The 26,080-nt window shown below is 68.2% G+C and carries 23 protein-coding genes; 9 read left to right on the forward strand and 14 right to left on the reverse strand.

Going from position 1 to position 26,080, the window contains the following annotated elements:
* The first annotated feature begins 72 nt into the window (after nucleotides 1-72).
* Nucleotides 73-273 carry a hypothetical protein gene (locus tag H5399_RS09815; protein WP_182782860.1) on the forward strand — a complete coding sequence of 67 codons (201 nt, stop codon included), beginning with the start codon at nucleotides 73-75 and terminating at the stop codon, nucleotides 271-273.
* On the opposite strand, the gene nudC is transcribed toward H5399_RS09815, so the two are convergent.
* Genes nudC through H5399_RS09830 form a run of 3 tightly spaced genes read right to left on the reverse strand, consistent with a single transcriptional unit; the run spans nucleotide 260 to nucleotide 7,358 of the window.
* Nucleotides 260-1,090, reverse strand: coding sequence for an NAD(+) diphosphatase (gene nudC, locus H5399_RS09820; protein ID WP_182782861.1), 831 nt, complete (start codon nucleotides 1,088-1,090; stop codon nucleotides 260-262). The genes H5399_RS09815 and nudC overlap by 14 nt on opposite strands.
* Nucleotides 1,087-4,266, reverse strand: a complete 3,180-nt coding sequence (locus H5399_RS09825; RefSeq protein ID WP_182782862.1) for an ATP-dependent DNA helicase — start codon at nucleotides 4,264-4,266, stop codon at nucleotides 1,087-1,089. The genes nudC and H5399_RS09825 overlap by 4 nt, the downstream gene beginning before the upstream one ends.
* Complete coding sequence (locus H5399_RS09830; RefSeq protein WP_182782863.1) at nucleotides 4,263-7,358, reverse strand: ATP-dependent DNA helicase; 3,096 nt, start codon at nucleotides 7,356-7,358, stop codon at nucleotides 4,263-4,265. Before H5399_RS09830 ends, H5399_RS09825 begins: the two co-directional genes overlap by 4 nt.
* Before the next feature lie 79 nt (nucleotides 7,359-7,437).
* Here H5399_RS09830 and ligD point away from each other — a divergent pair, with 79 nt between their 5' ends.
* The 4 genes from ligD to H5399_RS09850 all read left to right on the forward strand — a co-directional run bounded on the left by ligD (nucleotide 7,438) and on the right by H5399_RS09850 (nucleotide 10,982).
* A complete protein-coding gene (gene ligD, locus H5399_RS09835) occupies nucleotides 7,438-8,379 on the forward strand; it encodes a non-homologous end-joining DNA ligase (protein WP_182782864.1) in 942 nt (313 codons plus the stop codon).
* 37 nt (nucleotides 8,380-8,416) lie between these two features.
* A complete protein-coding gene (locus H5399_RS09840; protein ID WP_182782865.1) occupies nucleotides 8,417-9,205 on the forward strand; it encodes a PP2C family serine/threonine-protein phosphatase in 789 nt (262 codons plus the stop codon).
* A gap of 29 nt (nucleotides 9,206-9,234) precedes the next feature.
* Nucleotides 9,235-9,459 (forward strand): DUF3107 domain-containing protein, encoded by a 225-nt coding sequence (locus H5399_RS09845; protein WP_182782866.1) that lies wholly within the window; start codon nucleotides 9,235-9,237, stop codon nucleotides 9,457-9,459.
* 92 nt (nucleotides 9,460-9,551) lie between these two features.
* Nucleotides 9,552-10,982 (forward strand): DEAD/DEAH box helicase, encoded by a 1,431-nt coding sequence (locus tag H5399_RS09850; RefSeq protein WP_182783103.1) that lies wholly within the window; start codon nucleotides 9,552-9,554, stop codon nucleotides 10,980-10,982.
* A 3-nt stretch (nucleotides 10,983-10,985) separates the two neighbouring features.
* Here H5399_RS09850 and trpS read toward each other — a convergent pair whose 3' ends face one another.
* Together trpS and H5399_RS09860 are read right to left on the reverse strand one after the other, a co-directional pair.
* Complete coding sequence (gene trpS, locus H5399_RS09855; protein WP_182782867.1) at nucleotides 10,986-12,080, reverse strand: tryptophan--tRNA ligase; 1,095 nt, start codon at nucleotides 12,078-12,080, stop codon at nucleotides 10,986-10,988.
* Nucleotides 12,081-12,135: 55 nt separating this feature from the next.
* The gene (locus H5399_RS09860) at nucleotides 12,136-12,987 is read right to left on the reverse strand and encodes a PHP domain-containing protein (RefSeq protein WP_182782868.1); all 852 of its coding nucleotides are present in this window, start codon (nucleotides 12,985-12,987) and stop codon (nucleotides 12,136-12,138) included.
* Between the two features lie 42 nt (nucleotides 12,988-13,029).
* Here H5399_RS09860 and H5399_RS09865 point away from each other — a divergent pair, with 42 nt between their 5' ends.
* A complete protein-coding gene (locus tag H5399_RS09865; protein ID WP_182782869.1) occupies nucleotides 13,030-13,500 on the forward strand; it encodes a DUF2505 domain-containing protein in 471 nt (156 codons plus the stop codon).
* A 6-nt stretch (nucleotides 13,501-13,506) separates the two neighbouring features.
* Here H5399_RS09865 and H5399_RS09870 read toward each other — a convergent pair whose 3' ends face one another.
* Both H5399_RS09870 and H5399_RS09875 read right to left on the reverse strand, forming a co-directional pair.
* On the reverse strand, nucleotides 13,507-14,304 hold the full coding sequence (locus tag H5399_RS09870; protein ID WP_182782870.1) for a Ku protein: 798 nt from the start codon (nucleotides 14,302-14,304) through the stop codon (nucleotides 13,507-13,509).
* 18 nt (nucleotides 14,305-14,322) lie between these two features.
* Nucleotides 14,323-14,793: a hypothetical protein gene (locus tag H5399_RS09875; protein WP_182782871.1), complete on the reverse strand. Its 471-nt coding sequence runs from the start codon at nucleotides 14,791-14,793 to the stop codon at nucleotides 14,323-14,325.
* 52 nt (nucleotides 14,794-14,845) lie between these two features.
* Between H5399_RS09875 and H5399_RS09880 the strand changes: the two genes are divergently transcribed.
* The 3 genes from H5399_RS09880 (at nucleotide 14,846) to H5399_RS09890 (ending at nucleotide 16,990) form a co-directional block, all read left to right on the forward strand.
* Entirely contained in the window at nucleotides 14,846-15,178 is a 333-nt protein-coding gene (locus H5399_RS09880; protein ID WP_182782872.1) for a hypothetical protein, read from the forward strand.
* Nucleotides 15,175-16,443: a hypothetical protein gene (locus tag H5399_RS09885; protein ID WP_182782873.1), complete on the forward strand. Its 1,269-nt coding sequence runs from the start codon at nucleotides 15,175-15,177 to the stop codon at nucleotides 16,441-16,443. Before H5399_RS09880 ends, H5399_RS09885 begins: the two co-directional genes overlap by 4 nt.
* 148 nt (nucleotides 16,444-16,591) lie before the next feature.
* On the forward strand, nucleotides 16,592-16,990 hold the full coding sequence (locus H5399_RS09890; RefSeq protein ID WP_182782874.1) for an Rv3235 family protein: 399 nt from the start codon (nucleotides 16,592-16,594) through the stop codon (nucleotides 16,988-16,990).
* Between the two features lie 79 nt (nucleotides 16,991-17,069).
* Here the strand turns inward: H5399_RS09890 and secA are convergent, their stop codons facing one another.
* From secA to H5399_RS09925, 7 genes are all read right to left on the reverse strand, one after another.
* Nucleotides 17,070-19,823 (reverse strand): preprotein translocase subunit SecA, encoded by a 2,754-nt coding sequence (gene secA / locus H5399_RS09895; RefSeq protein ID WP_182782875.1) that lies wholly within the window; start codon nucleotides 19,821-19,823, stop codon nucleotides 17,070-17,072.
* A gap of 142 nt (nucleotides 19,824-19,965) precedes the next feature.
* Nucleotides 19,966-20,574: a ribosome hibernation-promoting factor, HPF/YfiA family gene (hpf, locus tag H5399_RS09900; protein WP_182782876.1), complete on the reverse strand. Its 609-nt coding sequence runs from the start codon at nucleotides 20,572-20,574 to the stop codon at nucleotides 19,966-19,968.
* 167 nt (nucleotides 20,575-20,741) lie between these two features.
* Nucleotides 20,742-21,368: a ComF family protein gene (locus H5399_RS09905; protein ID WP_182782877.1), complete on the reverse strand. Its 627-nt coding sequence runs from the start codon at nucleotides 21,366-21,368 to the stop codon at nucleotides 20,742-20,744.
* A 61-nt stretch (nucleotides 21,369-21,429) separates the two neighbouring features.
* A complete protein-coding gene (locus H5399_RS09910; RefSeq protein WP_182782878.1) occupies nucleotides 21,430-23,121 on the reverse strand; it encodes a GerMN domain-containing protein in 1,692 nt (563 codons plus the stop codon).
* On the reverse strand, nucleotides 23,118-24,575 hold the full coding sequence (gene mtrB, locus H5399_RS09915; RefSeq protein ID WP_182783104.1) for an MtrAB system histidine kinase MtrB: 1,458 nt from the start codon (nucleotides 24,573-24,575) through the stop codon (nucleotides 23,118-23,120). Before mtrB ends, H5399_RS09910 begins: the two co-directional genes overlap by 4 nt.
* Nucleotides 24,576-24,660: 85 nt before the next feature.
* A complete protein-coding gene (mtrA, locus tag H5399_RS09920) occupies nucleotides 24,661-25,362 on the reverse strand; it encodes an MtrAB system response regulator MtrA (protein WP_370585736.1) in 702 nt (233 codons plus the stop codon).
* A 46-nt stretch (nucleotides 25,363-25,408) separates the two neighbouring features.
* Nucleotides 25,409-25,969: a YqgE/AlgH family protein gene (locus H5399_RS09925; RefSeq protein WP_255422242.1), complete on the reverse strand. Its 561-nt coding sequence runs from the start codon at nucleotides 25,967-25,969 to the stop codon at nucleotides 25,409-25,411.
* Nucleotides 25,970-26,080 lie beyond the last annotated feature (111 nt).

Here is a 26,080-nt window from a genome sequence, read left to right on the forward strand (position 1 = left end):
CGTCAGACAGGGAACATTGTGGAGGCCAGCTACGTTTGATTACCAAGAAGCACCAGAGGTGAGGAGCCCACAATGACTGAAGTAGCCATCGACCCGACGCTCACCGCTATCGATCGCTGTGATCGATGCGGTGCGCAGGCATATCTCCGCGTGTTCCTGCGCAACGGCGGCGAACTGCTGTTCTGCTCGCACCACGCGACACAGCACCGCGAGAAGCTCACCGAGGTGGCAGCCAGGATCCAGGACGAGACGGACAGACTCAGCCGGCAGTGATCCAACGCTCGATCAGGTGGCGCGCGATAGACGCCCTACCTGGCAGCGTGACAGCACCGGACTCGACGGCGGCGGCGAGGTCTCCGCGGGTGTAGTAAGCACCTTCGGCGATCTCGTCGCCGTCGACGTTGATCCGGGAATCCACCGCACGCCCCGTGAACCCCAGCATGAGGGAGCGTGGCATCGGCCATGGCTGGCTGGAGACGTACTCCAGCGTCTCGAGGACAACACCCACCTCCTCCGCGACCTCACGGTGGCACGCCTGTTCGGCAGACTCCCCCGCTTCGATGAATCCGGCCACGATGGAGACCCGGGTGGCCTGCCACTGGCTCTGGCGGGCCAGCAGGAGCCGATCCTCGTGGTCCGTGATGGCGACGATGACGCACGGATCGATCCGCGGGAAGGCCAGGGCGCCACACGCCGGACAGATCCTCCTGGCGCCGGCGAGGTCCGGCACGGTGGGGGCGGCGCATCGCTCGCAGACGGGCGCCTGCAGATGCCAGCGGGTCAGCGCTACCGCTGCCCCCAGGGGGTGGTGCTCGGAAGGATCCACGTCCCTCCATCCCAGGGTTTCGCCGTGCAGGGAAGCCACCGGTCTGGCGAACCAGGGCCTGCCGTCGAACAGGCCGAGCAGAATGTCCTCGGGGCGGCGATCGCCCGCTCTCTCGAGCGGCTTCGGGCGGCCGCCCAGCGAGGCGACGTTTCCCTGGGCATCCACCTCAAGGACGACGGCGGCCCGCCACGATGCGTCGATATCACCCGCGACGCGCAGGCCGGGTGCCCGATCCAGGCCGGACGGCACGCTCCAGTGGTTCATCGTGGTTCCATTCCCGCCTTCAGCGCCGCATCGATGAGTGATGCGGGGGCCTCGACGAAGCGCAATTGGTCTGCCAGGACATGGTAGAACGCCGCGCCCACCCGTGCGGGGTCCAGCCCGCGTGCTTCCGCCCAGGCCTGCCGGTACACCGCCAGCTGCAGTGGATCCGCGCGACGCGTTGAGGTCTTCCAGTCCACCACCAGGTACTGGTATCCGTCGCGGTCCCACTCGTAGACGGCGTCGATCCTGCCGCGGAGCACGTGGGACCCCCGCGACATCACGAACGGCACCTCCACCCCCAGCGGTGTGAGGTGAGCGAACCGGCCGGCCTCGAACGCCGCCACCAGCCGCGTGAGCTCACCCGGCTCCGCCGTAGGTCCCCCCTCCATCTCCTCCAACGGGGCGGGCAGCTCGAAGCGATCCTGGAGCCAGGCGTGGAACCGGTCTCCCACCCGGGCCTCCTGCGACGGGGGCCTGGGCATCCGTCGCAGGAGTGAGGCGGCGAACGCGGACGGATCTGTGCGCAGCGCCATGAGGGCCGTGGCTGAGAGCCCCTCCGGCAGGACGACGCCGCGGTCGTTTCTGCGGTTGGCGAGAGCAGCCAGGTGCCGGGCGCTCTCGTCCCACGCCGCCACCCGGGCCTCCTCCTCGGCAGACAGCGTGCCGGACAGCCACGTCCAAGCCGCGCGCTCCGACTCCGTCGCGCCCACCATGCCTGCCGCCTCCCGCACCAGGTCCGAGGCCGTCCGTCGAGCGGCCACGACATCCGGGTCGAGCGCGGCCGGCCAGGCCGCCCGGGTCGGCGTCGCTGGCACGGGGTTGGTGTCGGCTCCCCGCGTGGCCACGTCGAGATAGCACTGGGCAGCATCAGCTGCCTCCCGCACTACGCTGAAGTAGGGCGACTCGCTCCGGGGCCGCACGTTGCCTGGGGTCCAGACGTGGCTGGAGGCGACGAGCAGCCGTTTGGCCCTGGTGACCGCCACGTACGCCAGCCGGTCCTCTGACAGTCGGTGGTCGGCTTTCGTGGCCTCACGGTAGGCGCTCAGCCCGTCCTTGGTGTAGTGGCCCAGCTGCGGAATGCTCGAGGCGTCGCCACGAAGGGGGGCGGGGAGGCTCTCCGCGCGGCTGGGCCAGGTTCCCGATCGGGACTCGGAGGGGAACACCTTGTCCACGAGGCCTGGAAGGAACACGGTGTCCCACTCGAGGCCCTTGGCGCGGTGAACGGTCATCAGCTTGACCGAGTCAGCCTCGGTGGGCACGGACTGCTGCAGCCCCTCCCCGAAGTCTTCTTCCGCGTCCAGGTAGGCGAGGAGACCGGTCAGGCTCCCGTCGCCGTCGACGTCCGTGTAGCTCGCCACCTCGGCGACGAACCGGGCCACCTGGCTGGTCTCGGAGCCGCCTGCGAGGAGTTCGGCCTCCAATCCCAGGGTGAAGATGACCCGGGTGACCAACTCCGCCACAGGCTCTGAAGCGTGCCGCCGCAGTTCCTCGATCTCCAAGCCGAACCTGCGCAGCCTGTCCCGCGCGGCAGCGCTGAAGGGGAGTTCCCCCGGGTCCGAGACGGCGTCGAGCAGGCAGAGCACCTCGCCGGGGTCGGCCTGCGTGACCGCGTTGGCGAGGGCGTCGTCGAGACCGCTGGGCGCGCGCGGAACGCTGGCCACCTGCCTGGCCCGTTCGCCGAGGAGCTCCAGATCCCCGAGTCCCAGCTGCCAACGCGGGCCCGCAAGCAGTGAGACGACTGCGGGGTTGGCCGTCACATCGTCCATCACCCGGAGCGTGGACACGATGGGAGCCACCTCCGGAAGTGCCAGCAGCCCGCCGAGGCCCACGATCTCGACCGGAACGTCCCGCGTCCGCAGCGCCTCGAACAGCGGCGCCAGCAGTGCGTTGCGGCGCACCAGGATGGCCTGATCCAGCCAGCTGGTGCCGGTCTCGTGGCGAGCCACCACGCTCTCGGCGATCCATTCCACCTCGTCGGCGAAGGTGTCGAAGGTGGCCGCTGCCACCATGGCGCTGGGCGCGTCTGGGGGGGCCACGAGGGAGACGCCAGCCTCGCCCGGGGCTGAGGCGAGTCCCCGCGCCAGCGCATTGCCGACATCGAGGATCTGCTGCCCGCTGCGACGGTTGATGCTGAGGGTGTGGCGCGATGCAGGGGTACCGTCGCCGCGCCGGAACTGAATCGGGAACTCGAGGATGTTGCCCGACGCCGCCCCCCTCCACCCGTAGATGGCCTGGTAGGGATCACCGACGGCCGTGACGGGGAACCCCATGGCGTCTCCGGACGGCGGTCCGGTGAACAGCTCGCGGAGGAGGCGCGCCTGAGCCGAGGACGTGTCCTGGTATTCGTCCAGCAGAACCACCCGGAAGCGGCGGCGCAGCTCCTCGCCGACGGCTGGCACCTGGGTGACCAGCCGCACCGCCTCGCGGAGCTGGTCAGCGAACTCGACCACGCCGAGGCTCTGCTTCATAGCCTGATACTGGCCGACGAGGTTCAGCAGCTCGCGGCGCTCGGCGGTCGCGTCCAGGGCCCTGGCGACGTCACGCATGGTCCGGCCCCGGTACAGCGGTGCCTCGGCGAAGCGCTGCTCGGCTCGGGCGCACTCCTCTTCGACGTCCGCCGAAGTGACCAGGTGCGACTGCATCTCCGCGTCGAGCGCCAGGACGCGCTCCGGGATGCTGTGGTGGCTCAGCCGGCTGATGCTGTGGAAGGGGCCGGGCGCGTCGGCCACCACCCGGGTGGCCAGCCGGAATCGACTCGCCCCGGTGACCATGACGGGGTCCCTGTCGATGCCGATCCGCAGCCCGAACTCGCTCACCAGCCTGGCTGCGAACGAGTCGTAGGTCATGACCAGTTCCGCGCCCTCGCCGTCGATCCCCGTCAGGACCCCGGCCCGGTCCAGGGCGGAGGACACCCGCGCGGCCAGTTCTGCCGCCGCCTTACGCGTGAACGTCAATCCGAGAACCTCTTCCGGGCGCACCTGCCCGGTGCCCACCAACCAGACCACGCGGGCGGCCATGACGGTGGTCTTCCCGCTGCCCGCGCCGGCGATGATGACCGCAGGCTCCAGGGGTGCGGTGATGGCGTCGAGCTGCTCCTGGGAGAAGGGGATCTGCAGGGCGTCGATCAGCTGCTCCGGGGAGGAGAACGGTCGCCTGCGGAGGGGATGGATGGTCACCGCGCAACCCCCGTCCTGGGCCCCTTGGCCGGGCAGGACGCGGCGAACGCACAGTAGCGGCAGGCGTCGCACTCCACCGCGTCAAACCGGGCCTCCCGGATGATGTCCACGCCTTCCGCGATCCGATCGTGGACCCAGGTGGGTCCGGGCCCGGGCTCCACGCCGGCCAGCCGCGGTACCTCGTCGATGGAGGGTTGCGCCACCAGCGTCGGCAGGGCATCACCGCTGCGGAGGAACAACAGAGCGGGCGGAGCCACTGAGCGCTCTCCGGGCGCCAGGTCGTCGAAGGCGCCTAGCGATGCCGCGAGTTGGTAGATGCCCAGCTGGGCGTGATCCGCCACGTCCGCCTCCTTCAACACCCGCCGTCCCGTCTTCATGTCGACGACCCGCAGCCGCCCGTCCGGCTGCCTCTCCAACCTGTCCACTGTCCCGTCCAGCACAACCTCCGTGCCCGCAACTGTCAGCGGCACCCTGAACCGACGCTCGACCGCCAGGAGGGTGTTGGGATTGTGGTGGTGGTATCGCGAGAACCTCTCGATGGCCTGATCGATCTCAGAACGCTCAGTGACCGACAACCATTCCGTCTCGAAGGGGATACGCAGCCACACCTCATCCAGTTTCGCGCGCATCTGGTCAGCCGAGAGGTTGTCGGTGGCGGCATGCTTGGCCAGCAGGTGCACCACGTCTCCCACGGAGGCCCGGGACTTGCGGCCAGCCTCAGCCTTGGCCCGCCGCGAGAGGAACCAGCGGCGCGGACACTCCAGCAGGGTCTCCAGGGATGATCCTGTGATGACCACCGGGCCGCTGTGTTCGGCCGACGACGACGTAGGCCCGGCCGTCCCCCACCACTGATCGGGATCAGCCCCCGGGAAGGCCCGGCTGCCGTCCTGGGTGGCTGCCGCCGCCAGGCCCGCCAGTCTGAGGGCGGCGGCCCGGCGCAGGCCGGGCGAGGACGATTCGTCGACCGCCGCACGACGAAGGTCGCCTACGAGGGCGGAAGCTGAGAGCAGCTGGTCCGGCCTGCCGTGGATGCGCTCCACCTCGACCCCCAGCTCGGCCAGGAACCTTGACGGCCGGCCGCCCTCGCCGTCGACACCCTGGACGCCGCTGACATGCAGCGCTGAGCGGGCGCGGCTGCACGCGACGTAGAACAGCTGACGCTCATTGCCGAGCTGCGGCACCGCTCCGGGGGATGCCAGCTCCTCGGGGCCGAGCCGATCAGAATCGAGCAGGAGGCCGGCCCTGGTCAGCCTCGGCCAGAGGCCCTCCTGCACGCCGACCACCCACACCCGCTCCCAGCCCAGGCCCCGGGTGCGGTGCGCGGTGACGACGCGCACGCCCCTGCCCGCCGCGGTCAGCTCACGGCCGGTATCCGCCGGAATCTCCTGGCCCGAGATCTCACCCAGGAACGTCTGCGCGCCGGCGGCGCCACGCAGGTCCTCCTGCCTCGAGGCGAGGTCGAACAGTTCCACGATGGCGTCGAGATCCGCATTGGCGCGGCGCGAGCCCCTCAGCGCCTGCTCGCGCAGCCGGTCCGCCCACCCGGTGCCGTCCCACAGGTGCCAGAGCGCCTCCTGCACCTCCGCGCCGCCCGCCATCATCGCCGACGCTTCCGCCAACAGCGCGGCGAGGGCACGCAGCGCTTCGGCCTCCGCGGACTCGAGTCCCTCGAGGAGCAAGGGGTCAGCGAGGCTCTTCGCCAGTAGGGCCTGGGAGTGGCCGAGCTGGCGGTGCCTCGCGAGGAGCTGGCGCCCCAGCCGACGCTGCGCCACCCCGTCGAGGCCGCACAGGGGAGACGAGACCAGCAGCCGGGCCTCATCCGCCTCGGGCCCCGAGGTCCTCGCCGCGACCGTCAGCGCGAGCAGCAGGGTGGAGACGGCCGGCTGCTCGGACAACGCGATCTCGTCTCCCGAGACATCCACCGGTACCCCGAGCCGCAGCAGCTCTCTGGCGACGGCGCTCAGCTGCGTGCGCCCCGCCCGGGTCACCACGGCGAGGTCCGACCAGGCCAGCCCATCGACCGCCACGCAGTGCCGCAACTCCGCCGCGACATGGGCCAGCTCCGCCGACTCGTCATCGAAGACACGGGCGTGCGCCTCCCCCACGCCCGCCACCGGCGTGGGCGACGGGGGCGCGAGACGAGGACCGATCCGGACGCTGAGCGCATCCAGCGCCCCGGCAACCCGGGCGGTGGCCCGATGGCCTTGCCCCAGCGTCAGCAGCCGCGCACCCGGAAGCTCCGCGATATCCGCCAGTGCGGTGGGGCTGGCGCCCCGGTAGCCGCCGATCCGTTGCCGGGGGTCCCCCACCGCCAGCAGGGGGAGACCCAGCCCCGCAAGGTCTGCCAGGAGGCCCACCTGGGCGGGGTCCGCCTCCTGGACGTCGTCGATGAGGAGGGCGTCGAACGACGCCCCGACGCCCGACGCGACACCCGGCTCGGTGAGCAGCAGGCGGGTGCGGTAGACGAGTTCGGTGTAATCCAGCGTGCCGGAGAAGTCCCCCACCGTGAGGTAGTCCTCCATGAATCGTGCCGCGGCGGCGAACGTCTCATCCCCCGCGGCGACGGCGAGCCCGGCCAGGCGCTCAGGATCCAGAGACAGCTGCCTGGCTCTGGCCAGGACCTCGCGCAGCTGACGGGCGAAGGCCCTGGTGCCCAGTGCCGCCCTGACCGACTCGGGCCACGCGTCCGGGCCCATGCCGGGGATCAGCTCGCGGATCCGCTGCTCCTGCTCCGGCGCACGGAGGAGACGCCAGGGGGCGTCCTCGTGGGGCCAGTAGCGCCGCAGGAGGCCCAACGCGAGGCCGTGGATGGTGGTGACCTGCGGGTTCACCTGAGCCGCGGTGATCTGTCGGCTGATCTCCCTGCGCAGCTGCTGCGCGGCCGAGCGTGAGTGCGACAGCACGATCAGCCGCTCAAGGCTGCCCCCCTCACGGACGCGCCGCGCCGCGGCAGCGGCCAGGAGCGTGGTCTTTCCGGTACCCGGTCCCCCGACCACAACTGTGACTCCGCGGACTGGCTCCGTGGCCGCCAACTGCTCGCCGCTGAGGATGTGCGCCTCGACGGGAGGTGGCGGAAGGACCCGAAACTGCATGGGTCCAATGCAACCAGCAACCCCCGACATTTCCACACCGCCTCGTGGCAGGCTTGGCCTCGAGCGGAGGGCAGAGGCCATGAGTGAGCGCATAGCAACCGAGATCGACGGGCTTCCACTCGCGTTGAGCAACCTGGACAAGCCGCTGTTCCCTTCCGGGTTCACCAAGGGTGAGCTGATCGCCTACTACGTGGAGATCGCGGACACGATGCTCCCCCACCTCCACGATCGCGCACTCACCCGGGTCCGGTTCCCCAACGGGACCTCAGGCGAGTCGTTCTACGAGAAAAACGTCCCGCCGGGGGCCCCCGCCTGGGTCTCGTCGGTCGATGTTGCCACCTCTGCAGGCACCGTCACCTACGTCACGGCCTCCCGACGCGCGGACCTGGCCTGGTTGGCCAACCTGGCCGCCGTCGAGCTCCACACACCCCAGTGGCGGGTCCGTGACGCCACCGGTTCACCCGATGGGATCCTGCTCAGCGGCCCGGACGAGCCGCGCTCCACGACGCTCATCGTCGATCTCGATCCAGGCCCGGGCATCACCCCCGCCGACTCGGCCAAGGGGGCGATCCTCGCCGCCACGGTGCTCGCGCAGATGGGCCTCGAGGCCTTCGCGAAGAGCTCCGGCAACAAGGGGCTCCAGCTGAGCGTTCCGATCCGGCCGACCCCCGCCTCGCACGTCCACGCCTTCGCGATGGCGCTGGCCCAGCACCTCGCGCAGCGGTATCCCCGGCAGTTCGTCGCCGTCATGAGCAAACAGGCACGGGCGGATCTCATCTTCGTCGACTACGGGCAGAACCTGGCCGCTCGCAATACCGTCACCGCCTACTCGGTGCGCGGGCTTGACTCACCGTCGGTCGCCACTCCGCTTACCTGGGAGGAGGTCGCCGCACTCAGCCCTGACGCCCCGGTCCGGGTTACTCCGGCGCAGATGCTCGAACGGGTCGCCGCCCACGGTGATCTCTGGGTGGGCACCCTCCCGACTGCGGACTCGCCGGTCCTGCCGCCCCCCGAGTTCTGACAGGATGGAGCCAGCACCCGCACCGGACGGAGGACGCATGAAGTCTGAGCCGAACCCCTCCTCCAGAGCTCACTATGTACGCGAGCCGGCCTTGTGGGTGGGCGGGTGCAGCGACACGGGGCTCAGACACCACACCAACCAGGACGCCATGTCCATGGCCGTGCGTTCCGAGCCCAGCCCCGCGGCGGTGGTGGCGGTTGCCGATGGTGTGAGCACAGCACGGGGCTCCGAGCTGGCCTCCCTCGTCGCCGCTGAGACCGCGGTAGAGGTCCTGATCAGGCGGCGTGCTGCGGGCAGCAGCGAGGCGGACGCCTTCGTCGAGGCGTTCGAGGAGGCCAACCGCGCGGTGGTCGCTGCGCACGACGACCCCTCGGCGTGCACCCTGATCGCGGCCACGGTCGAGGATGGGCTGATCACCGTCGCCAACGTCGGGGACTCCCGTGCCTACTGGCTGGGCGACGACGCCATGGCGAGTCAGCTGTCGACGGACGACTCCCTGGCGCAGGCCCGGATCCTGCTCGGGATGACCCGGGCGGAGGCGGAGCAGTCCATCCAGGCCCACGCCATCACCAAGTGGCTGGGGCGCCAGGCCTCCGACGTGACCCCCTCGGTGGTGACGCTGCGCCCCACCTGCGGGGGATGGCTCCTTCTGTGCACCGACGGGCTGTGGAACTACGCCAGCTCACCCGAGGCGATGGCAAGGCTGGTGGCCGGGCGCACGGGGGCCGAAGGGGCGGGGTCCCTGGCTGAGGAACTCGCGCTGTGGGCCAACAGTCAGGGCGGCAAGGACAATGTGACGGTCATCCTCGTGCGCCTGGAACCCTGAGCTTGGCAGCTCTCGCTAGAGTGGCCACTATGGAAGTCAAGATCGGCATCACCGACATCCCCCGTGAGGTCACCATCGACGCCACCGCGTCCCCGGATGAGCTGATCACACAGCTCCGTGAGGCCGTCGAGCACTCCACGCTGCTGGAGCTCACCGACGACAAGGGGCGCCGCGTGCTCATCCCGGGCCAGCGGATCGCCTACCTCGACCTGGGCTCCCCCAGCTCTGGCAGGGTGGGCTTCGGCGCGGTGTAGCCGGCCTGCGTTAGACTGAGGGCCTGCGGGCAGCAACGCTCCGCCTCCGGTGCGCCAACCGTGCCGTGAGTTCTTCCAGATTGGTTTGAGCCCTGAGCGACAACGAGACTCCGGTCGACGAGACCTTCGCCGACCTCGGCATCCACGAATCCATCACCTCGGCTCTGGCCGAGGTGGGGATCGTCCACCCCTTCGCCATCCAGACGTTGGCCATCCCCCTGGCCATCAGCGGCACGGACCTGATCGGTCAGGCCCGCACCGGAACCGGAAAGACGCTGGCTTTCGGCGTCAGCCTTCTCCACCGTATGGTCACCACGTCCGGCGGTGAGAAGCCCACGCACGGCAAGCCGCGCGCTCTTGTGGTGTGTCCCACCCGAGAGTTGGCCCTCCAGGTCGGGCGAGACCTCGACATCGCCGGGAAGCACCTGAAGATGCGGGTCCTCACCATCTACGGTGGCACCGGCTACGACGAACAGCTCGGTGCGCTGGAGTCGGGAATCGACATCGCGGTGGGCACCCCCGGCCGCCTGCTCGACCTCGCAGACCGCGGCGCACTGGACCTCAGCCGCGTGCAGGTGCTGGTCCTCGACGAGGCCGACGAGATGCTGGACCTCGGCTTCCTCCCGGACATCGAGCGCCTCCAGCGCAAGGCGCCCAAGGACCGCCAGACGATGCTGTTCTCGGCCACGATGCCCGCCCCCATCCTGACCCTGGCCCGTGCCACGCTCAACAGGCCGGTCAACATCCGCGCCGAGGGTCACGACGCGAAGATGACCGTGCCGGACATCGACCAGTACGTCTACCAGGCCCACGACCTGGACAAGCCCGAGATGGTCGGGCGCCTGCTGCAGGGCAACCAGACCACCAAGGTCATGATCTTCTGCCGAACGAAGCGCGCGGCGCAGCGGCTCACGGACGAGCTGGTGGATCGCGGGTTCGCCGCGGCAGCCATCCATGGTGACCTCAACCAGGAGGCCCGCGAGCGGTCCCTGAAGAAGTTCCGCGCCAACACCATCTCTGTACTGGTGGCCACCGATGTGGCGGCGCGCGGCATCGACATCGTGGGCGTCAGCCACGTCATCAACTACGAGTGCCCGGACACGGATGCCACCTACGTCCACCGCATCGGGCGCACCGGTCGCGCTGGGAACTCCGGTGTCGCGGTCACGTTCGTGGACTGGGCAGACCTCCACCGCTGGAAGTTGATCAACCAGTCACTCAACCTCGAGCTGGCGGAGCCTGCGGAGACCTACTCGTCGTCGCCGCACTTCTACACCGACCTCGACATCCCAGAAGGCACCAAGGGGCGGATGCCGGGCCACGTGGCGTCGCGTGCGAAGGCAGTCGACGCCCGGCACTCCCCCGCGGAGGGGCCCAAGCACCGGTCGCGGCGCTCGACGGAGCCCGCCGGCGACCACCCGGCACAGGACAAGCACGCCGAGGCTGAGCGCAAGCCCCGCCGTCGCCGTCGCCGCACGCGCGGTGGGGTCGAGGTCGCGGCCGAGACGCCCGCTGCTGAGTGAGGCTCAGTACACCATCCGCATCGCCCGATGGACCTCGCTGAGGGTCTGTTCGGCGACGTCGGTGGCGCGGCGGTTCCCGGAGGCCAGGACCTCCTCCAGATAGCCGGGGTTCCCGACCAACTCGGCCCGGCGCGCGCGGATGGGTGCGAAGAAGTCGTTGACGGCCGAGGTGACGAGCTTCTTCAGCCCGCCTCCGCCACCGTCGCCGATCTCGTCGGCCACCTCGACGGGGTCGCGGTCCAGGCAGAGCGCAGCGAGGTTGACGAGGTTGGACACCTCTGGGCGGGCAACGGGATCGTAGGTGATGTGACGGTCCGAATCCGTCACGGCCCGCTTGAGGAGCCTCGCCGTCTCGTCGGCTGTCATGCCCAGCTCGATGGTGTTGCCCTTCGACTTCGACATCTTGGTGCCGTCCAGGCCGAGCACGGTCCCGGACTTGCTCAGCAGCGCCTCGGGCGCGGGGAAGACGGGACTCGCCTCGTCCACACGGCCGTACCGCTCGTCGAAGCGACGGGCGATCACCCGGGCCTGTTCCAGGTGCGGCAGCTGGTCCTTGCCCACCGGCACGAGGTTCGCCTTGCAGAAGAGGATGTCCGCGGCCTGGTGCACCGGATAGGTGAGCATGAGCCCGGACATGGGGCGGTCCCCCGTGTCGTCGAGTTCGGTTTTGACCGTGGGGTTTCGTCGTAGCTCGGCATCGGTGACCACGGAGAGGAACGGAAGCATCAGCTGATTCAGGGCGGGGATCTGGGAGTGGGTGAAGATCGTCACCCGCTCCGGGTCCAGACCGACGGCGAGGTAATCCGCGAGCAGCGAGTACACGCGCTCCCTGATCGGCCCCACCCCGTCGCGGTCCGTGATCACCTGATAATCGGCGATCACCACGAACGTCTCCACCCCGAGAGCAGCCAGGCGCACCCGGTTCTGAAGCGAGCCGAAGTAGTGCCCGATGTGCAGGTTTCCGGTGGGGCGATCTCCCGTCAGGATCCTGAAGCCGCTGGGATCCTGCGCGATCTTCTGCTCGATCTCGACGCTGCGCTGAGTCGAACGTGCCAGGGACGCCTCGGGATCGAACGTGTCATCGGGGGAGAGCGACATGGGCCTTACCTGCCTAAACGGGACGCGATGGGATGCGAGGCCCAAGAATAGCGTCCTAGACGACGCCTCCCCGTCGCCGGATGCGGGCCAGAAGATCGCGGTAGGCGGAGGGTCGGGTGAGATTGGCTCCCAGCGGGTTCCGCTTCTTCCCGAGACCGTGGTAATCGCTCGAGCCGGTGCGCACCAGTCCCACCCGGGCGCCCATCTCGAAGAGCAGGGAGCGGGTCTCCTCGTCATGGTCGGGATGCTCCACCTCGATTCCCTCCAGGCCAAGCTCCCGGGCCAGGGACTCCAGGTAGGGCGCAGGCAGCACGGTCTGCCCCCCTCGACCCCATGGATGGGCGATGACGGCCACACCTCTGGCTGCGTGCACCAGCTCGATGGCGCGCTCCAGTGGGCACGCGTATCGGTGCACGTAGCCCGGCCTGTCGTCGCCGATCCACAGCGCGAATGCCTCGTCCCGGTCAACGACGTAGCCCTTCGCCACGAGTGCGTCCGCTACGTGGGGACGGCCCAGAACGGGGGCTCCGTTGGCCGCGGTCATCACGTCATCGAGGGTGATCGCGAGCCCGGCTTCATTGAGCTTGGCCACCATGGCCGGAAGTCTGTGCGTGCGCCCGAACCGGATGCGTGCGAGCTCTGCGTTGAGCTCCCTGTCAAACGGGTCACAGCCGTAACCGAGCAGGTGGACCGAGCTGCCGTCGTGCTCGGTGGACATCTCGATCCCGCCCAGCACCTTGACCCCGATGCGCTTGCCCGCCTCCTGCGCCTCGCCGACGCCACCGAAGGTGTCGTGATCGGTGAGGGCAATGACGTCCAGCCCTGCCTCGAAGGCCTTCATCACCAGGCTGGTCGGGGTGTCCGTCCCGTCGCTGACCCGGGAATGCGTGTGCAGGTCGATCCTCATGGGGCAATCCTAGGGATCCAGGATGGCCACTAGGCTGGCGGCATGGATTTGGATTACACCCACCAGTACGCTGCCGACCCGTCCTCTGTAGTTGCCCTGATGCGCAACGAGGAGTTCATCGCTGATGTGGCCCGGCACGCCGGGGCTCTCGAGCACAACGTCTCCATCGGCCAAGAGTCCACGCGGCTGGAGATGAAGCTGCCGGTCCCGGGGAACCTTTCCAAGTTCGTGGGGCAGACGGTATCGCTGACGCAGATCTTCCGATTCCAGCCACCGGAGGTGGACGGCAGCGTCCGCGGCGTGGTGGACGTGGAGGTGCCGGGCATGCCCATCACCGTCAACGCCGCAACACTGTTGAGCCCCGAAGGCGCCGGCACGCGGGGTCACTACACGGGCGACCTGGCGGTGCGGATTCCGCTGGTGGGTAAGAAGGTTGAGGGACTCATCGAGCCGTTCATCCGTGACGCGTTCGCTGGGCTGGAGCGCCGCGCGGCCGTGTGGCTGGCAAGCTGAGCGAGATCAGCTTGCGGCGGCCTCACGCCGCTTCTTCGCGGCCTCCACAGAGGCCTTGAGCGCCGCCATGAGGTCGACGACATCCCCCGACGGGGCTGAGGTGTCCGTCGAGGCCGGGGCCGGCGTGCCCGCGAGCTTCGCCTCGACCACCTCCAACAAGGCCTCGCGGTAGGAGTCCTGATAGGCCTCCGGCTCGAATGTGCCCTCCAATTGGGCGATGAGCAGCTTGGCCATCTCCATCTCCGCGTCCGAGATCTTCACCTCGGACGACGGCGCCGCGAACTCGCCGTCACGCAGTTCATCCGGCCAATACATGGTGTGCAGGAGCAGCAGATCGCCCTTGGGCCGAATCAGAGCAAGGGACTCGCGGCTGCGGAGAGCCACCTTCACCACCGCCACCTTGTTCTCCTTGGCGAGCGCCTCTCTCAGCAACACGTAGGGCTTCTGCCCGGCGGCCTCCGCCTCCAGGAAGTAGGTGCGCTGGAAGAACCCCGGGTCCACTTCGTCCTGGTCGACGAACTGGACCACCTCCACCGTCTTGAGGGTACTCAGCGGGAGATTGGCGAAGTCCTCGTCCGTCAGGACCGCGATACTGCCATCGGCCGACTCGTAGCCCTTGGCGATGTCCGCGTAGGCCACCACTTCCCCGCACTTCTCGCAGACGCGTTGCTGACGGACCCGGCCGCCGTCGCTGGAGTGGACCTGCCGAAAAGACACGTCCTTGTCCTCGGTGGCCCCGTACAGCTTGACCGGGATGGACACCAGTCCGAAGGACACGGCGCCTTTCCAGATGGATCGTGGCATGCTCGCGACTTCCCTTCCTCAGGTTCCTCGCCGATATTCGACTCGGTCGTTCCACAGCAGTTCGTGCGATTGCAGCAACGCCTGCACCTCAGGCAGATCCCATGCCTGGTCGATGGTCAGGCCGCGCGCAATCGCGGCGGCGTCGGCAAAGTCCACCCCCTCCTCCTCGGCGAACCATGCTGTCATCGCCGACACGGGGCAGCTGCTCAGGCGCACCTCACCGTTGAAGGGGTCCTCGGCCGGCCCGATCAGGTCCGTGGTCACCTCAGCCACCACCACCAACCGCACGCCGTGGGTTGTCAGCCCCGCCAGCGAAGCCAGGATCAAGGCCGCGTACTCGGCATCCTCGGACTCCGCCTCGAGATAACCCAGCTCGGCGAGCAGCTCAGGAGTCACCGTGTAGGCGGGCCTGTTGACGACGGGCGGGTCGCCCGCGAGGACGCCCAACTCGCCTTCCGCGATCGGGATGAACACCAGCTGACGCTTCACGTGGCCAGCCTAGATGCAGGTGGCGCGTGATCGGAGTAGGTTCGACGACGACATGGTGCGCAAGATCCTTATTCTCCTCACGTGGGCCGTGCTCAGCGGCCTCTCCGCCTGCGCGGCTCCCGCCGCGGCACCGCTGACGATCGAGCTGGAGGTCACAGACCCTCCGGCCGCTACCCGTCGGGTGGACGTCCCGCTGGGTGCCGAAGTGACGCTGCGGATCACTGTTCCCTCCGAGGATCGCGCCCACGTCCACGGCTACGAGATCGAACAGGATCTGGTGGCGGGGGTCCCCACCGAGATCGTGTTCGATGCCACCATGGCGGGCACCTACGAGGTGGAGTCCCACGTCACCGACGCCATCTGGCTTGATCTGGTGGTGAAGTGATCCTGCTGCACGGGATCGCCTCCAGAGGCGACCTTCCGCTTCCGTTCGAACTCGTGCTGGGCGGGGCCGCGGTGGTCCTGATTGTGACCTTCTGGGTGGCGCTCTATGCGTGGAGGACTCCGCGCTACCGCGACCACACCGGTATCGAGTTGCCCCGGCTCACCCGGGTGGTGGATTCGCCCTGGTTCTCGCGTCCCCTTCGGATCGCGGTGGGCCTGGTGTGGCTGCTGGCCGCGATGGCGCTCACCTTCGGCGTGGACCGCATCGACAACCCCGTCTTCGGATTCGTCTACGTTCTGTTGTGGGTGGGTCTGGTTCCGATCTCTCTGATCTTCGGCGGCGTCTACCGTCGGACCAATCCGCTCCGCCTTCTGCTGAGGTTCACCGGCGCCACCGCGGCAGCCACCCCCGGTGGGGCGCAGGGGTCGCGGCTGCCGGCCGCCGGGGCGTTGATGGCCTTCCTGTACCTCGAACTCGTGCAGCCCGATGGGGCGACGCTGCCTGTGCTGCGTGGGTTCGCCGCGGCCTGGGTCGCCTGGGTCGTCGTCGGGGTGATGGTGCGCGGACAGCGGTGGATAGCCCAGGCGGATCCCTTTGAGGCCTACGCCTCCTCTGTTGCGCGGCTCTCCCCCTGGGGTCGGAACGCCAGAGGAATCCTGCTCTGGATGAATCCCCTACGGAATCTGGCTTCCTGGCGCGCACCGGCACACCTGACGGTGTTGGCCAGCGTCCTGCTGGGGGGCACCCTGTTCGACGCACTGTCGAACACCGCGTGGTGGGTGCGCGCCACTCAGGACCTGGATGTGTGGGCCTGGCCCGCTGCACTGGCGGGTCTGCTCGGCAGCGTCGGAGCGATCTACGCGTTGTTCTGGCTCGGCGCCCGGGCGTACGGCCGGGGCCGCGTGGACGCGCTTGCGCCGGGCCTGATCCCGCTGGTGGCCGGCTACGCCCTCGCCCACTACTCGACGATGCTCTACCTGGAGGGTCAGCGCACCGTGATCCGCTTCAGCGACCCGATGGGTCTCGGCTGGAACGTGTTCGGACTGGCGGAGGCCGCGCCGGGCACCGGTCTGTTCGGCTACCCCACCGTGATCGCCGTCGTGCAGGTCCTCCTCATTGTCGGGGGGCATGTGGCCGGGGTGCTGGTCACCCACGACATTGCGTTGCGCACCCATCCGGGTCGGGTCTGGGCGCATGTGCCGCTGCTGTCGATGATGGTGGCGTTCACGGTCGGCGGCCTTATCCTGATGTTCGGCGGCGGCTGAGGCCCGTTCCCGAACCTCCCGAGGTGTTGTCCGGATCGCCCGAGGTGTTGTCCGAGTTTCCCGAGGTGTTGTCCGCAGGAACGGAGGTGTTGTCCGCCCGCCCGTCGAGCCTGGCCCCGTCGGCAGGCCCCGGCCTAGCGTCAGGGCCATGAACTTCCCGATGCCGATCACCGTCCTCACCAGGCCTGTCCTGGTCCCCGCACCGGCTCACCAACCAGCTCCTCCGCAGGCCATGAACCTCATCCGCGTGGTGGTGGAGGCCCTGATGGGTCGCAGGCCGCTCCATCAGGTCCGTCCCCACCTGCGGCATGCTGCGTTCGAGAACCTGTCACGCTACGTGGACAGTGGCGTCTTCAAGCGCATCAAGGTGGGCAGGGTGCGCTCACAGATGCCTACGGTCAGGGCCGTCGAGGCCACCGTCTGCGTAGACGTCAACGGCCGGTCCATCAGCTGCGTGCTTCGTCTCGACGCGAGGCGGAACTCCTGGCGGTGCACGGAACTGATCGTGCTGGCCCCCGTCGGGGTGCTGGACCAGCTGGCGGCCTAGACGTCCATATCCAGATGGAGGGGTGCCAGATCGCCCGATCCGGTGCGCCGCAGCCGAGGCATGATTGTTCAGCAGGCTCCTAGGCCCCAGGCCGTCCGTGGCACATTTTGTACTTCTTCCCAGACCCACAGGGGCAGGGCTGGTTACGGCCCACCTTGTCCGTGGCGGTGGCCGGAGCTGCGCCAGTCTGGGTGACCTCACCGGTTTCGTCCGGCGCCGAATAGGTGAGGTTGGTGTCCGAGCGCCGTTCCAGACCCTTCGCGAGCGGCGCGTCGGGCGCCGGCGTGCTCGCCCCGACTGTGGGCACCTGGACGGGCGCTCCGGTCTCATCGGTGATCAGGCCGACGCTCAGCTTCGGCTCAGCGGGACGGACCGTCACCTCCAGGTTGAACAGGAAGCCCACCACCTCTTCCATGAAGGCATCCATCATCGCGGCGAACATGTCGCCACCTTCGCGCTGATACTCCACAAGTGGGTCACGCTGGGCCATGGCCCGCAACCCGATTCCCTCGCGGAGGTAATCCATCTCGTAGAGGTGCTCACGCCACTTGCGATCCAGGACGGTCAACAACACCTGGCGCTCCAGCTCGCGCATGGTGGTTTCGCCGAGCTGCTCCTCCCGTGCCGCGTAGGCCCGCAGCGCGTCGTCGGTGAACATCTCGACCAACTCGTTCTGCTCGGGAAGCTCCTCCTCGAGCGCCTCCATCGTGATGGTGACCGGGTAGAGGGTCCGCAGCTCGGTGAGCATGGTGTCCAGGTCCCAGTCCTCCGGAATGCCGGAGGTGTGCGCGCGGACCACATCCGTGACGACGCGGCTGACGCTGTTCTTCAGCTGCTCGGAGACATCCGCCCCGTCCAGGACCCGCCGACGATCGCCGTAGATCGCGTGGCGTTGCCTGTTGAGGACATCGTCGTACTTCAGCACGTTCTTGCGCATTTCGAAGTTCTGACCCTCGACCTGCTTCTGCGCCCCCTCAATGGACCGCGACACGGATTTCATGTCGATGGGGACGTCGTCGGGCACCTTCATCATGAGCAGCGCCCGCTCCAGAAGCTCGGGGCGGAAGAGCCGCATCAGGTCGTCGCTCAGCGAGAGATAGAACCGGCTCTCCCCAGGATCACCCTGGCGGCCCGAGCGGCCACGCAACTGGTTGTCAATGCGGCGTGACTCGTGGCGCTCCGAGCCGATCACATAGAGGCCGCCGGCCTCAACCACCTCGTCGTGCTCAGACTTCACCTGCGCCTCAAGCGAGGCCAAGGTCTCGGACCACTGCGCCTCGTACTCCTCGGGCGTCTCGTGTGGGTCCAGCCCGGCCTTGCGGAGCTGCAGGTCCGCGAGAAACTCGGGGTTGCCCCCGAGCATGATGTCCGTGCCTCGGCCGGCCATGTTCGTGGAGACGGTCACCGCCGCCTTGCGTCCGGCCTCCGCGACGATCGAGGCTTCGCGCTCGTGGTGCTTGGCGTTGAGCACCTCATGAGGGACGTTGGCTCGCTTGAGCAGCCCCGAGAGCAGCTCGGATTTCGCCACGGACGCCGTGCCCAGGAGGATCGGCTGGCCCTGAGCGTGGCGTTCCACGACGTCCTTGACGATGGCCTCGTACTTGGCCTCCTCGGTGCGGTAGATCAGGTCCGGCTGATCGAGCCGGATCATGGGGCGGTTGGTGGGGATCGGGATCACCCCCAGCCCGTAGATCTTCTGGAACTCGGACTCCTCCGTCTTCGCGGTGCCCGTCATCCCGGCCAACTTGTCGTACATGCGGAAGTAGTTCTGCAGCGTGATGGTGGCCAGGGTCTGGTACTCGTCCTTGATCCGGACGCCCTCCTTGGCCTCCAGCGCCTGGTGGAGGCCCTCGTTGTAGCGTCGACCGGCGAGTGTGCGGCCGGTGTGCTCATCGACGATGAGCACCTCGTCACCGGCAAGGACGTAATCCTTGTCTCGCTTGAACAGCTCCTGGGCCTTGATGGCGTTGTTGAGGTAGGAGATCAGAGGCGTGTTGGCCGACTCGTAGAGGTTCTCGATGCCCAGCCGGTCCTCGACCTTCTCGATCCCGGGCGCCAGCACGGCGATGGTGCGCTTCTTCTCGTCGACCTCGTAGTCCACGTCGCGGCGCAGGGTCCGGACAAGCTTGGCGAAAACGGGATACCACTCATGGGTGTCCTCTGCGGGACCGGAGATGATCAGCGGGGTGCGGGCTTCGTCGACGAGGATGGAGTCCACCTCATCGACGAGTGCGAAGTGATGTCCCCGCTGCACCAGGTCCTCCCTGCGGAGCGCCATGTTGTCGCGGAGGTAATCGAACCCGAACTCGTTATTGGTACCGTAGGTGATGTCTGAGGCGTAGGCGACCCGGCGCTCCTCGGGCGTCATGGAGGCCAGGATCGCGCCCACCTCCAGCCCCAGGAAGTGGTGGATGCGCCCCATCTGTTCGGACTGGTACTTGGCCAGGTAGTCGTTAGTGGTGACGATGTGGACGCCCTTGCCGGTGAGCCCGTTGAGGTACGCGGGGAGCGTGCCGACGAGCGTCTTGCCCTCACCGGTCTTCATCTCAGCGATGTTTGCCCAGTGCAGCGCGGCGCCACCCATCAGCTGGACGTCGAAGTGGCGCTTGCCGAGTACCCGTACCGACGCCTCCCGCACGGTGGCGAACGCCTCAGGCATGATGCGGTCCAACGACTCGCCGTCCTCGATGCGGGCGCGGAAGGTGTCCGTCTCGGCACGCAACTCGGCGTCCGACATGGCTTGGAACTCCTCCTCGATGGAGTTGACCTGATCGGCCACTTTCTGCAGCTTGCGGAGCTGGGCCCCGGAGCCTATGCCGCTCAGAAAATCCATGACACCCACAGGTCGGTTCCTCTTCATCTCGAAAACACCGCGACAGCTCGCGACGGTACCGCCAGCCATCCTAACGCCCGCCACCAACGCACGGCACACGGCGGCGCCCGGACAGCTCCGGGACGCCGCCGTGGTTCGGGCCTCAGGTGAGGTTGAGGTGGATCACGCCATAGTTGTACGCCTTGCGCCGGTAGACCACCGAGGGGCGGCCGCTGTCAGCATCCTGGTAGAGGAAGAAGTCATGCCCCACCAGCTCCATCTCATCGAGGGCCTGAGCGAGGGTGAGCGGCGCCGTGCTGAACTCCTTTTCGCGAACCACGAGGGGCCCATCGCCCGTGACCACAAGCCCGGCCACCTCGCGCGTCTCGACATCGTCGGACCCGTGCCCGTTGACCTCAGCCACCGGACGGACGATCTCGGCGATGTTGCCTGCGCGGAGCCCGCGATGGGTCTTCCTGCGGTCTGCCGCCTTGCGGAGCTGGCTCATGAGCCGCTCGAGGGCCATGTCGAAGGCGGCCGTCTTGTCGTTGGAACGCGCCTCGGCACGGATCACGGGCCCACGACTGCTGCGCAGGGTCAGTTGCACGACGACGGCGTCCGAAGGATCCTTCGTGCCCTCCGAGGCGTGGAACTCGACCTCGACGCGGATCACTCGATCCTGCAATCGCTCCACGGCGGCCAAACGCTCGTTGACCAGTTCCTTCAGCTCGGGATTGATCGTGCAATGCCGACCGGTGACGACGATATCCATGCTTCCTCCGTCTGTCGTGGGGCTCTCGACGAACCCGACTCGAACACCACCCCAGGGAGCGTCCCTGAAGCTGATGCACAGAGCCGCAGGTGATCTCTCCCCTGCGGCTCGTCCATGAATCAACGCTACCCCTCCGGGGCAGCGCTGTCATGGACTTGCCCGACCATTCAGCGATAGTCGGCATCCGCCACCACCGCAGCTCCCACCACGGGCACCCCGGCCGCCCTCAGGCAACGGATGGTCTCCCGCAGTGAGGCCCCCGTGGTCACCACGTCGTCGACGACAAGGGCGCTTGCGTTCATCGGCCGCGCCTCCATGCTGGAGTGGAGGTTCTCGGCCCGCTCCTGACGGGTCAGCCCCTCCTGGTCTGAGCCACTGGCCAGGCGACGCGCCACCCGCTTCGCTGGCAGCCCCATTTCCCGGGCGGCGATCCTCGCCAGGCGGTACGCGTGGTCGTATCCCCGTGCCCGGGTGGAGGATGACATCGACGGCACCGGCACCACGACAGTGCCCGGCTCCGGGTCCACAGCCCTGACCGCCCGGGCCAGCAGGTGCCCAAGCACACGGTCCAGGTGCAGCGCTCCGTCATCCTTGTATCGGGGCACCACATGGGCGAGGATCGGCCGGTAGGGGCACGCGGCATACAGGGGCACCGGGAGATCGCGGTGCACCAGGCGGACCGGGATCTCCAGAGCGGTACGGCATTCGGCGCAGAGTCCGAACCAGGCTCCTCCACAGCCCGGGCAGGAAGCGCCCAGGAACAGGTCGGCGGCGGTGTGGAGGAGAGAGGTCATGGTCCATGATGGGAGCGAACACGCCCGATTTCCCGTTATCCACAGCTGGTCGACGGAGCACTCAGCTCGCGTAGGCGATGGCCGTGATCCCTTCGGCAAGCCTTGTCCATCGGGTCCGCGCCTCGTAACGCCACGTGACGCCGACGTCGGTGCGCAGCGCAATCGAACCACCACCGAGGCGGGCCATGGCGGTGAGCTCCTCCACAGCTCCGGTGAAGGGTCCCAGTTCCTCGACCAGCGAACCGTCGACCTCGACCGCGAACACCGACCTCACTCCCCCGGCGGAGCCGGCCACCGCGATCGACGTCTCGGCGTGCCAGGCGAGCGCAATCACGTCGCCGACCATGTCTCCCGAGGCCGCCATCATCGGTAGGGCGCGCCAGTCCACGACCTCCACCTCGCCGACAGGCACGACGGTGGCGATTCCCATCGTCCGACTCCCCTCCCCGGACAGCAGGAGGGCCGCCCTGGCCTGGGCGGGCGACACCGCGAAGTCCTCGAGCTCTCGCCCCATGGGGAGAGACAGCTTGACCTCCGTCACCGAGCCCATGCGGTCCACCGTCAACAGCCTGGGCACGCCCTCCGTGTCGTCGCCCATCAGCCAGAGAGTCCCCAGAACGAATTGTGGCGATCTGAGGTTGGTGACGGGCACCGCAACCTCCCCGAACTCGCCGCGCATGCTGCCCATCAAGAGTGTGCTGCGGGTGGCGTCGATGAGCGCAGCGGTGTCGCCGTCCAGGGACACCGCCAGGTCGGCCGCGTCGGCGACCGTGGTGCCCCACGGCTCAAACCGGCTGTCGCCGGTCACGCGTCCCGGTGTTCCTTCCCTGATGCCGAAAAGGTCGACGGTGGCGGCGCGCGAAAGGATCTGATACCCCTGCTGGCTGGCCAGCTCGAGAGCCCCGTCGGCGCGGGCCCCCGGCAACGTGAACGGGACACCGTCGCTTGTCACTACGAGCCCCGTCACGCGGGGAATGGCAGTCAATGACCACAACAGCTGCGCTCCCAGCCTCCTGCGCGCATCGTCGCCCAGCCGGTCGAAGAGGCCCTCCAGGTTGACCGTGACCACGCCGGACTGCTCGATGGTGGCGCCCTCATCTGCGAGGCTGATTCCACTGGGCATGGCGTCGGTAACAGCCTGGTCAACAGCCTCCGACGGCCCGTTGAGTAGGGCCTCGACCACCGCCGTGGGTGTGACGAGCATCTCGGGCAGGTGGATGGGGTCTGGTACCACATGGGTTCCGGAGCGGCTCATGAAGTAGAGGGGCACCCGCTCGTAGTAACGCTCGAAGATGTAGCGCGACACCATCAGCGAAGGCAACGGCGAGTCGATGCGCCACTCCCCGCCCTGGCTGACCACCCCGAAGTCGTGCTCAAGGTCGCCGGGCTCAGAGGAATAGCGGCCGTGCTCGTCGATAGTGCCCAGCTGGGTGGCGTCCAGGGTCGCGGTGGCGGGTCCACCCACCACCAGGCCATCGAAGACCACGGCATCGGTGGGCTCCCACCGCTGTGCCGCGTCCTCGGTCAGGTACTGCCTGGCGATCGAGTAATCCCCCTCGGGGGACGCCATCGCCTGGAGGAAGCCGTCGACGAGGCGGGAGGGGAGCATGCCCGCGACGGGGGGTTGCGGCGCGATGTCGATCCCCCTGGGTTCGGCGGACACCGGCACCTCCTCGACGGGCCCCGCGGTGGGGATGTGGGTGCACCCGGTGGCGAGAATCACGCTCAGCAGGGCTGCCAGCAGCAGTCTCACCGGTGCACCTCCTTCGGCTTGTCGTCGACGGGGATGACCGACAGCGGTGAGATCGTGAGCTCATGACCGGGCTCCCGGGGAAGGGTCAGGCGGAACTGGGCCCCGCGGTGGGGACGGCCCCACGCCGTCAGCCATCCACGGTGGAGCCGTGCGTCCTCCATTGAAATGGCCAGGCCCAACCCCGAACCTCCCACGATGCGCGTCCGGCTCGGGTCCGCACGCCAGAAGCGGTCGAACACCCGCGCCGCGTCCTCCGCGGCAAACCCGACGCCATGGTCCCGCACCGTCACAGCGACAGCCTGGTCGTTCGAGGCCACCACCACCTCAACTGGTTGCTGCTCCGCGTGCTCGATGGCGTTGGTGATGAGATTGCGGAGGATGCGCCGGATTCTGCGTGAGTCCACCGAAGCCGTGGTGTCGGCGCTGCGCCGCTCCAAGACCAGTTCGACACCCACTTTCTCGGCCATCCGACGGGCCGCTGCGAGCTCAGCTTCGACGAGCGAGCCCACGTCCGTTTCGTCAAGGGTCAGGACCGCCGCTCCGGCGTCGAACCTGGAAATCTCCAACAGGTCAGCCAGCATGCCGTCGAACCGGTCGATCTCGAGACTCATCAACTCGGCCGAACGTGCAGTCAGCGGGTCCAGCGCGTAGCGGGAGTCGTAGATCATGTCCGAGGCCATCTTGATGGTGGTCATGGGTGTGCGCAGCTCGTGCGAGACGTCACTGACGAAACGTTGCTGGAGGGTTGAGAGCGTCTCCAGCTCACGGATGCGCTGCTGCAACTGGGCCGCCATACGGTTCATGGACTTTGCCAGGCTGGCCAGGTCGTCGGTCCCCCGCACCGCCATCCGCTCCCCCAGTTGCCCGGAGGCCAGCCGTAGCGCTGTCTGACTCGCGCGTCGGACGGGGCGAACGACCTGGTTGGTGACGAGGTAGGCCACCAGTGCGAGGGCAGCCACCAGAGCAATGCCCGTTCCGGACACGGCGCTCTGGAGTGCGCTGAGTGTCTGCGTCTCGGTGGTCATGGGGAAGATGTAGTACACCGGGTAGCGTTCGCCGTTGGCCCCGAGCAGCACCGTTCCGATGGCCCACCCTGGCTCCGATTCGGCCGTTGGATCGGTGAAGATCACCTCGGTGGGCGTGACGAACATCCCCTGGCTGTTCTCGACCTGCGCGATGAGGGGCTCCGGCACGGACTCCGGGCGGATTCCAGCGGAGACCAGGCGCGAGGCGGGCCCCTGGATCACCACCCGGTACTGGGCTGCCTGCGCGTCTGCGAGATCTGCCAACCGGTTCAGGGACTCGTGAACGGCCACGCCGCGATTCTCCGGACCGCGCAGCTGCGCCTGCATGAAGGCGAACACGCCCGCCGCCTCGTTCAGCGAGGACGCCTTCTTCGCTGCTACGACCCCGGCGGTGGCCTGCTGGAGGAGCACCATGCCCGCCAGCAACATGAGGACGATGGACAGCCCGAGCGTTGAGATGAGCACTCGGAGCGGCAGCGACCCCCACCAGAGCCTGCGGACTCCCACCGCGGGCTTACTGCGTCGGTTCACCGGCCCTGTATCCGATTCCTCTTACCGTGATGACGATCTCCGGACGCTCGGGATCCCGCTCGACCTTCGCACGGAGGCGCTGAACGTGCACGTTGACCAGCCGGGTGTCTGCCGAGTTGCGGTACCCCCATACCTCGTCGAGGAGCGCCTCCCGCGTGAAGACGTGCGTCGGCCGCTTCGCCAATGCGAGCAGGAGATCGAACTCCAGCGGCGTCAAAGGCAGGGGGGTGCCGCCGCGACGGACCACGTGGGACGACACCGAAATCGTGAGGTCTCCGACCATCAGTGTGTCGTCACCCGCATCGCCGCTGGTGCGGCGCAGCCGTGTGCGGATCCTGGCGATCAGCTCCTTGGACTTGAACGGTTTCGCCACGTAGTCATCTGCGCCGGCCTCAAGCCCACCGACCACGTCAGCGGTGTCTGATTTCGCGGTCAACATGATGATCGGAACACCCGATTCGGCGCGGATGTCGCGGCAGACGGCGACCCCGTCGCGACCGGGCAGCATCAGATCGAGGAGTACCAGGTCCGGGCGGGACTGCCGGAACTCCTGGAGGGCAACCTCCCCGGTGCTGCAGCGAACCGTGTCGAAGCCTTCCTGCCGCAGGACGATCTGCAGCATCTCCGAAAGCGCCGCGTCGTCATCGATGACGAGAATGCGGGCTTTGCCCTTGGCATCGGTCACCCAGGCCTCCTTGCTTGCCGGTTGTCCATGGTAGCCGCGCACATCACTAGTTGAGGCTCGGCTCTTCCGTCCACGTGGACCACCGGCCGGTGGCCCCGCCCAACCGGCGCAAGACCCGACGCCAGAGCCCAGCCGGGTGACCGAAGACATCCTCGGGTCTCGCCGGGGCCCTGAACCAGGATCCGCGGATCAACTCGCTCTCCAACTGCCCGGCGGCCCATCCGGACAGGCCCACGAAGAGGCGCAACTGACTGAATGAGGACTCCATGAGCTCGGGCGGGAAGTTGAGATCCACCACGCCGATCTCATCGATGACCCGTTCCCAGCCCGGCGGTGGGGCTTCAGCTGTGGCCGGCTCGCCCAGCACGATCGCGACATTGGGGTTGACGGGCCCACCCTCGAAGACGCGGGCCGGAGGGGTCAGGTGGTCCCGGAAGCTCTCCTGGATACTGTCTGCCGGAAGTTCGGAGAGGCGGTTGAGGCACACGCCGAGGCTGCCTTCCGCGGTGTGCTCCAGGAGCAGCACGACGGAGCGATCGAAGTAGCCACCTCGACCAGGCTGCGTGGCGATGAGCAGCTGCCCGACGCCGACTGCTCCCGTGTGCATCACGGGCCCCACTCTATCGGGGCCAGACGTCGACGTGCCCGCCTGCGCTACGCAACAGGGCACGTCATTGCCGCTGAAGGGTGGTGGTGCGGGAGTGGCCACCCGGGTCCC

The sequence above is a fragment of the Tessaracoccus sp. MC1627 genome (assembly GCF_014164725.1).
Taxonomy (GTDB): Bacteria; Actinomycetota; Actinomycetes; order Propionibacteriales; family Propionibacteriaceae; genus Arachnia.

Bases quoted from the DNA above. Each gene is read 5' to 3' on its own strand.
- H5399_RS09830 (WP_182782863.1), bottom strand. From the start codon at position 7,358: ATGCAGTTTCGGGTCCTTCCGCCACCTCCCGTCGAGGCGCACATCCTC.
- mtrB (WP_182783104.1), bottom strand. From the start codon at position 24,575: ATGTTGCTGGCGGGCATGGTGCTCCTCCAGCAGGCCACCGCCGGGGTC.
- hpf (WP_182782876.1), bottom strand. From the start codon at position 20,574: ATGGATATCGTCGTCACCGGTCGGCATTGCACGATCAATCCCGAGCTG.
- H5399_RS09925 (WP_255422242.1), bottom strand. From the start codon at position 25,969: ATGCACACGGGAGCAGTCGGCGTCGGGCAGCTGCTCATCGCCACGCAG.
- H5399_RS09880 (WP_182782872.1), top strand. From the start codon at position 14,846: ATGGTGCGCAAGATCCTTATTCTCCTCACGTGGGCCGTGCTCAGCGGC.
- H5399_RS09845 (WP_182782866.1), top strand. From the start codon at position 9,235: ATGGAAGTCAAGATCGGCATCACCGACATCCCCCGTGAGGTCACCATC.
- H5399_RS09870 (WP_182782870.1), bottom strand. From the start codon at position 14,304: ATGCCACGATCCATCTGGAAAGGCGCCGTGTCCTTCGGACTGGTGTCC.
- H5399_RS09865 (WP_182782869.1), top strand. From the start codon at position 13,030: ATGGATTTGGATTACACCCACCAGTACGCTGCCGACCCGTCCTCTGTA.
- H5399_RS09905 (WP_182782877.1), bottom strand. From the start codon at position 21,368: ATGACCTCTCTCCTCCACACCGCCGCCGACCTGTTCCTGGGCGCTTCC.
- H5399_RS09860 (WP_182782868.1), bottom strand. From the start codon at position 12,987: ATGAGGATCGACCTGCACACGCATTCCCGGGTCAGCGACGGGACGGAC.
- ligD (WP_182782864.1), top strand. From the start codon at position 7,438: ATGAGTGAGCGCATAGCAACCGAGATCGACGGGCTTCCACTCGCGTTG.
- secA (WP_182782875.1), bottom strand. From the start codon at position 19,823: ATGGATTTTCTGAGCGGCATAGGCTCCGGGGCCCAGCTCCGCAAGCTG.
- trpS (WP_182782867.1), bottom strand. From the start codon at position 12,080: ATGTCGCTCTCCCCCGATGACACGTTCGATCCCGAGGCGTCCCTGGCA.
- H5399_RS09890 (WP_182782874.1), top strand. From the start codon at position 16,592: ATGAACTTCCCGATGCCGATCACCGTCCTCACCAGGCCTGTCCTGGTC.
- H5399_RS09815 (WP_182782860.1), top strand. From the start codon at position 73: ATGACTGAAGTAGCCATCGACCCGACGCTCACCGCTATCGATCGCTGT.
- H5399_RS09840 (WP_182782865.1), top strand. From the start codon at position 8,417: ATGAAGTCTGAGCCGAACCCCTCCTCCAGAGCTCACTATGTACGCGAG.
- nudC (WP_182782861.1), bottom strand. From the start codon at position 1,090: ATGAACCACTGGAGCGTGCCGTCCGGCCTGGATCGGGCACCCGGCCTG.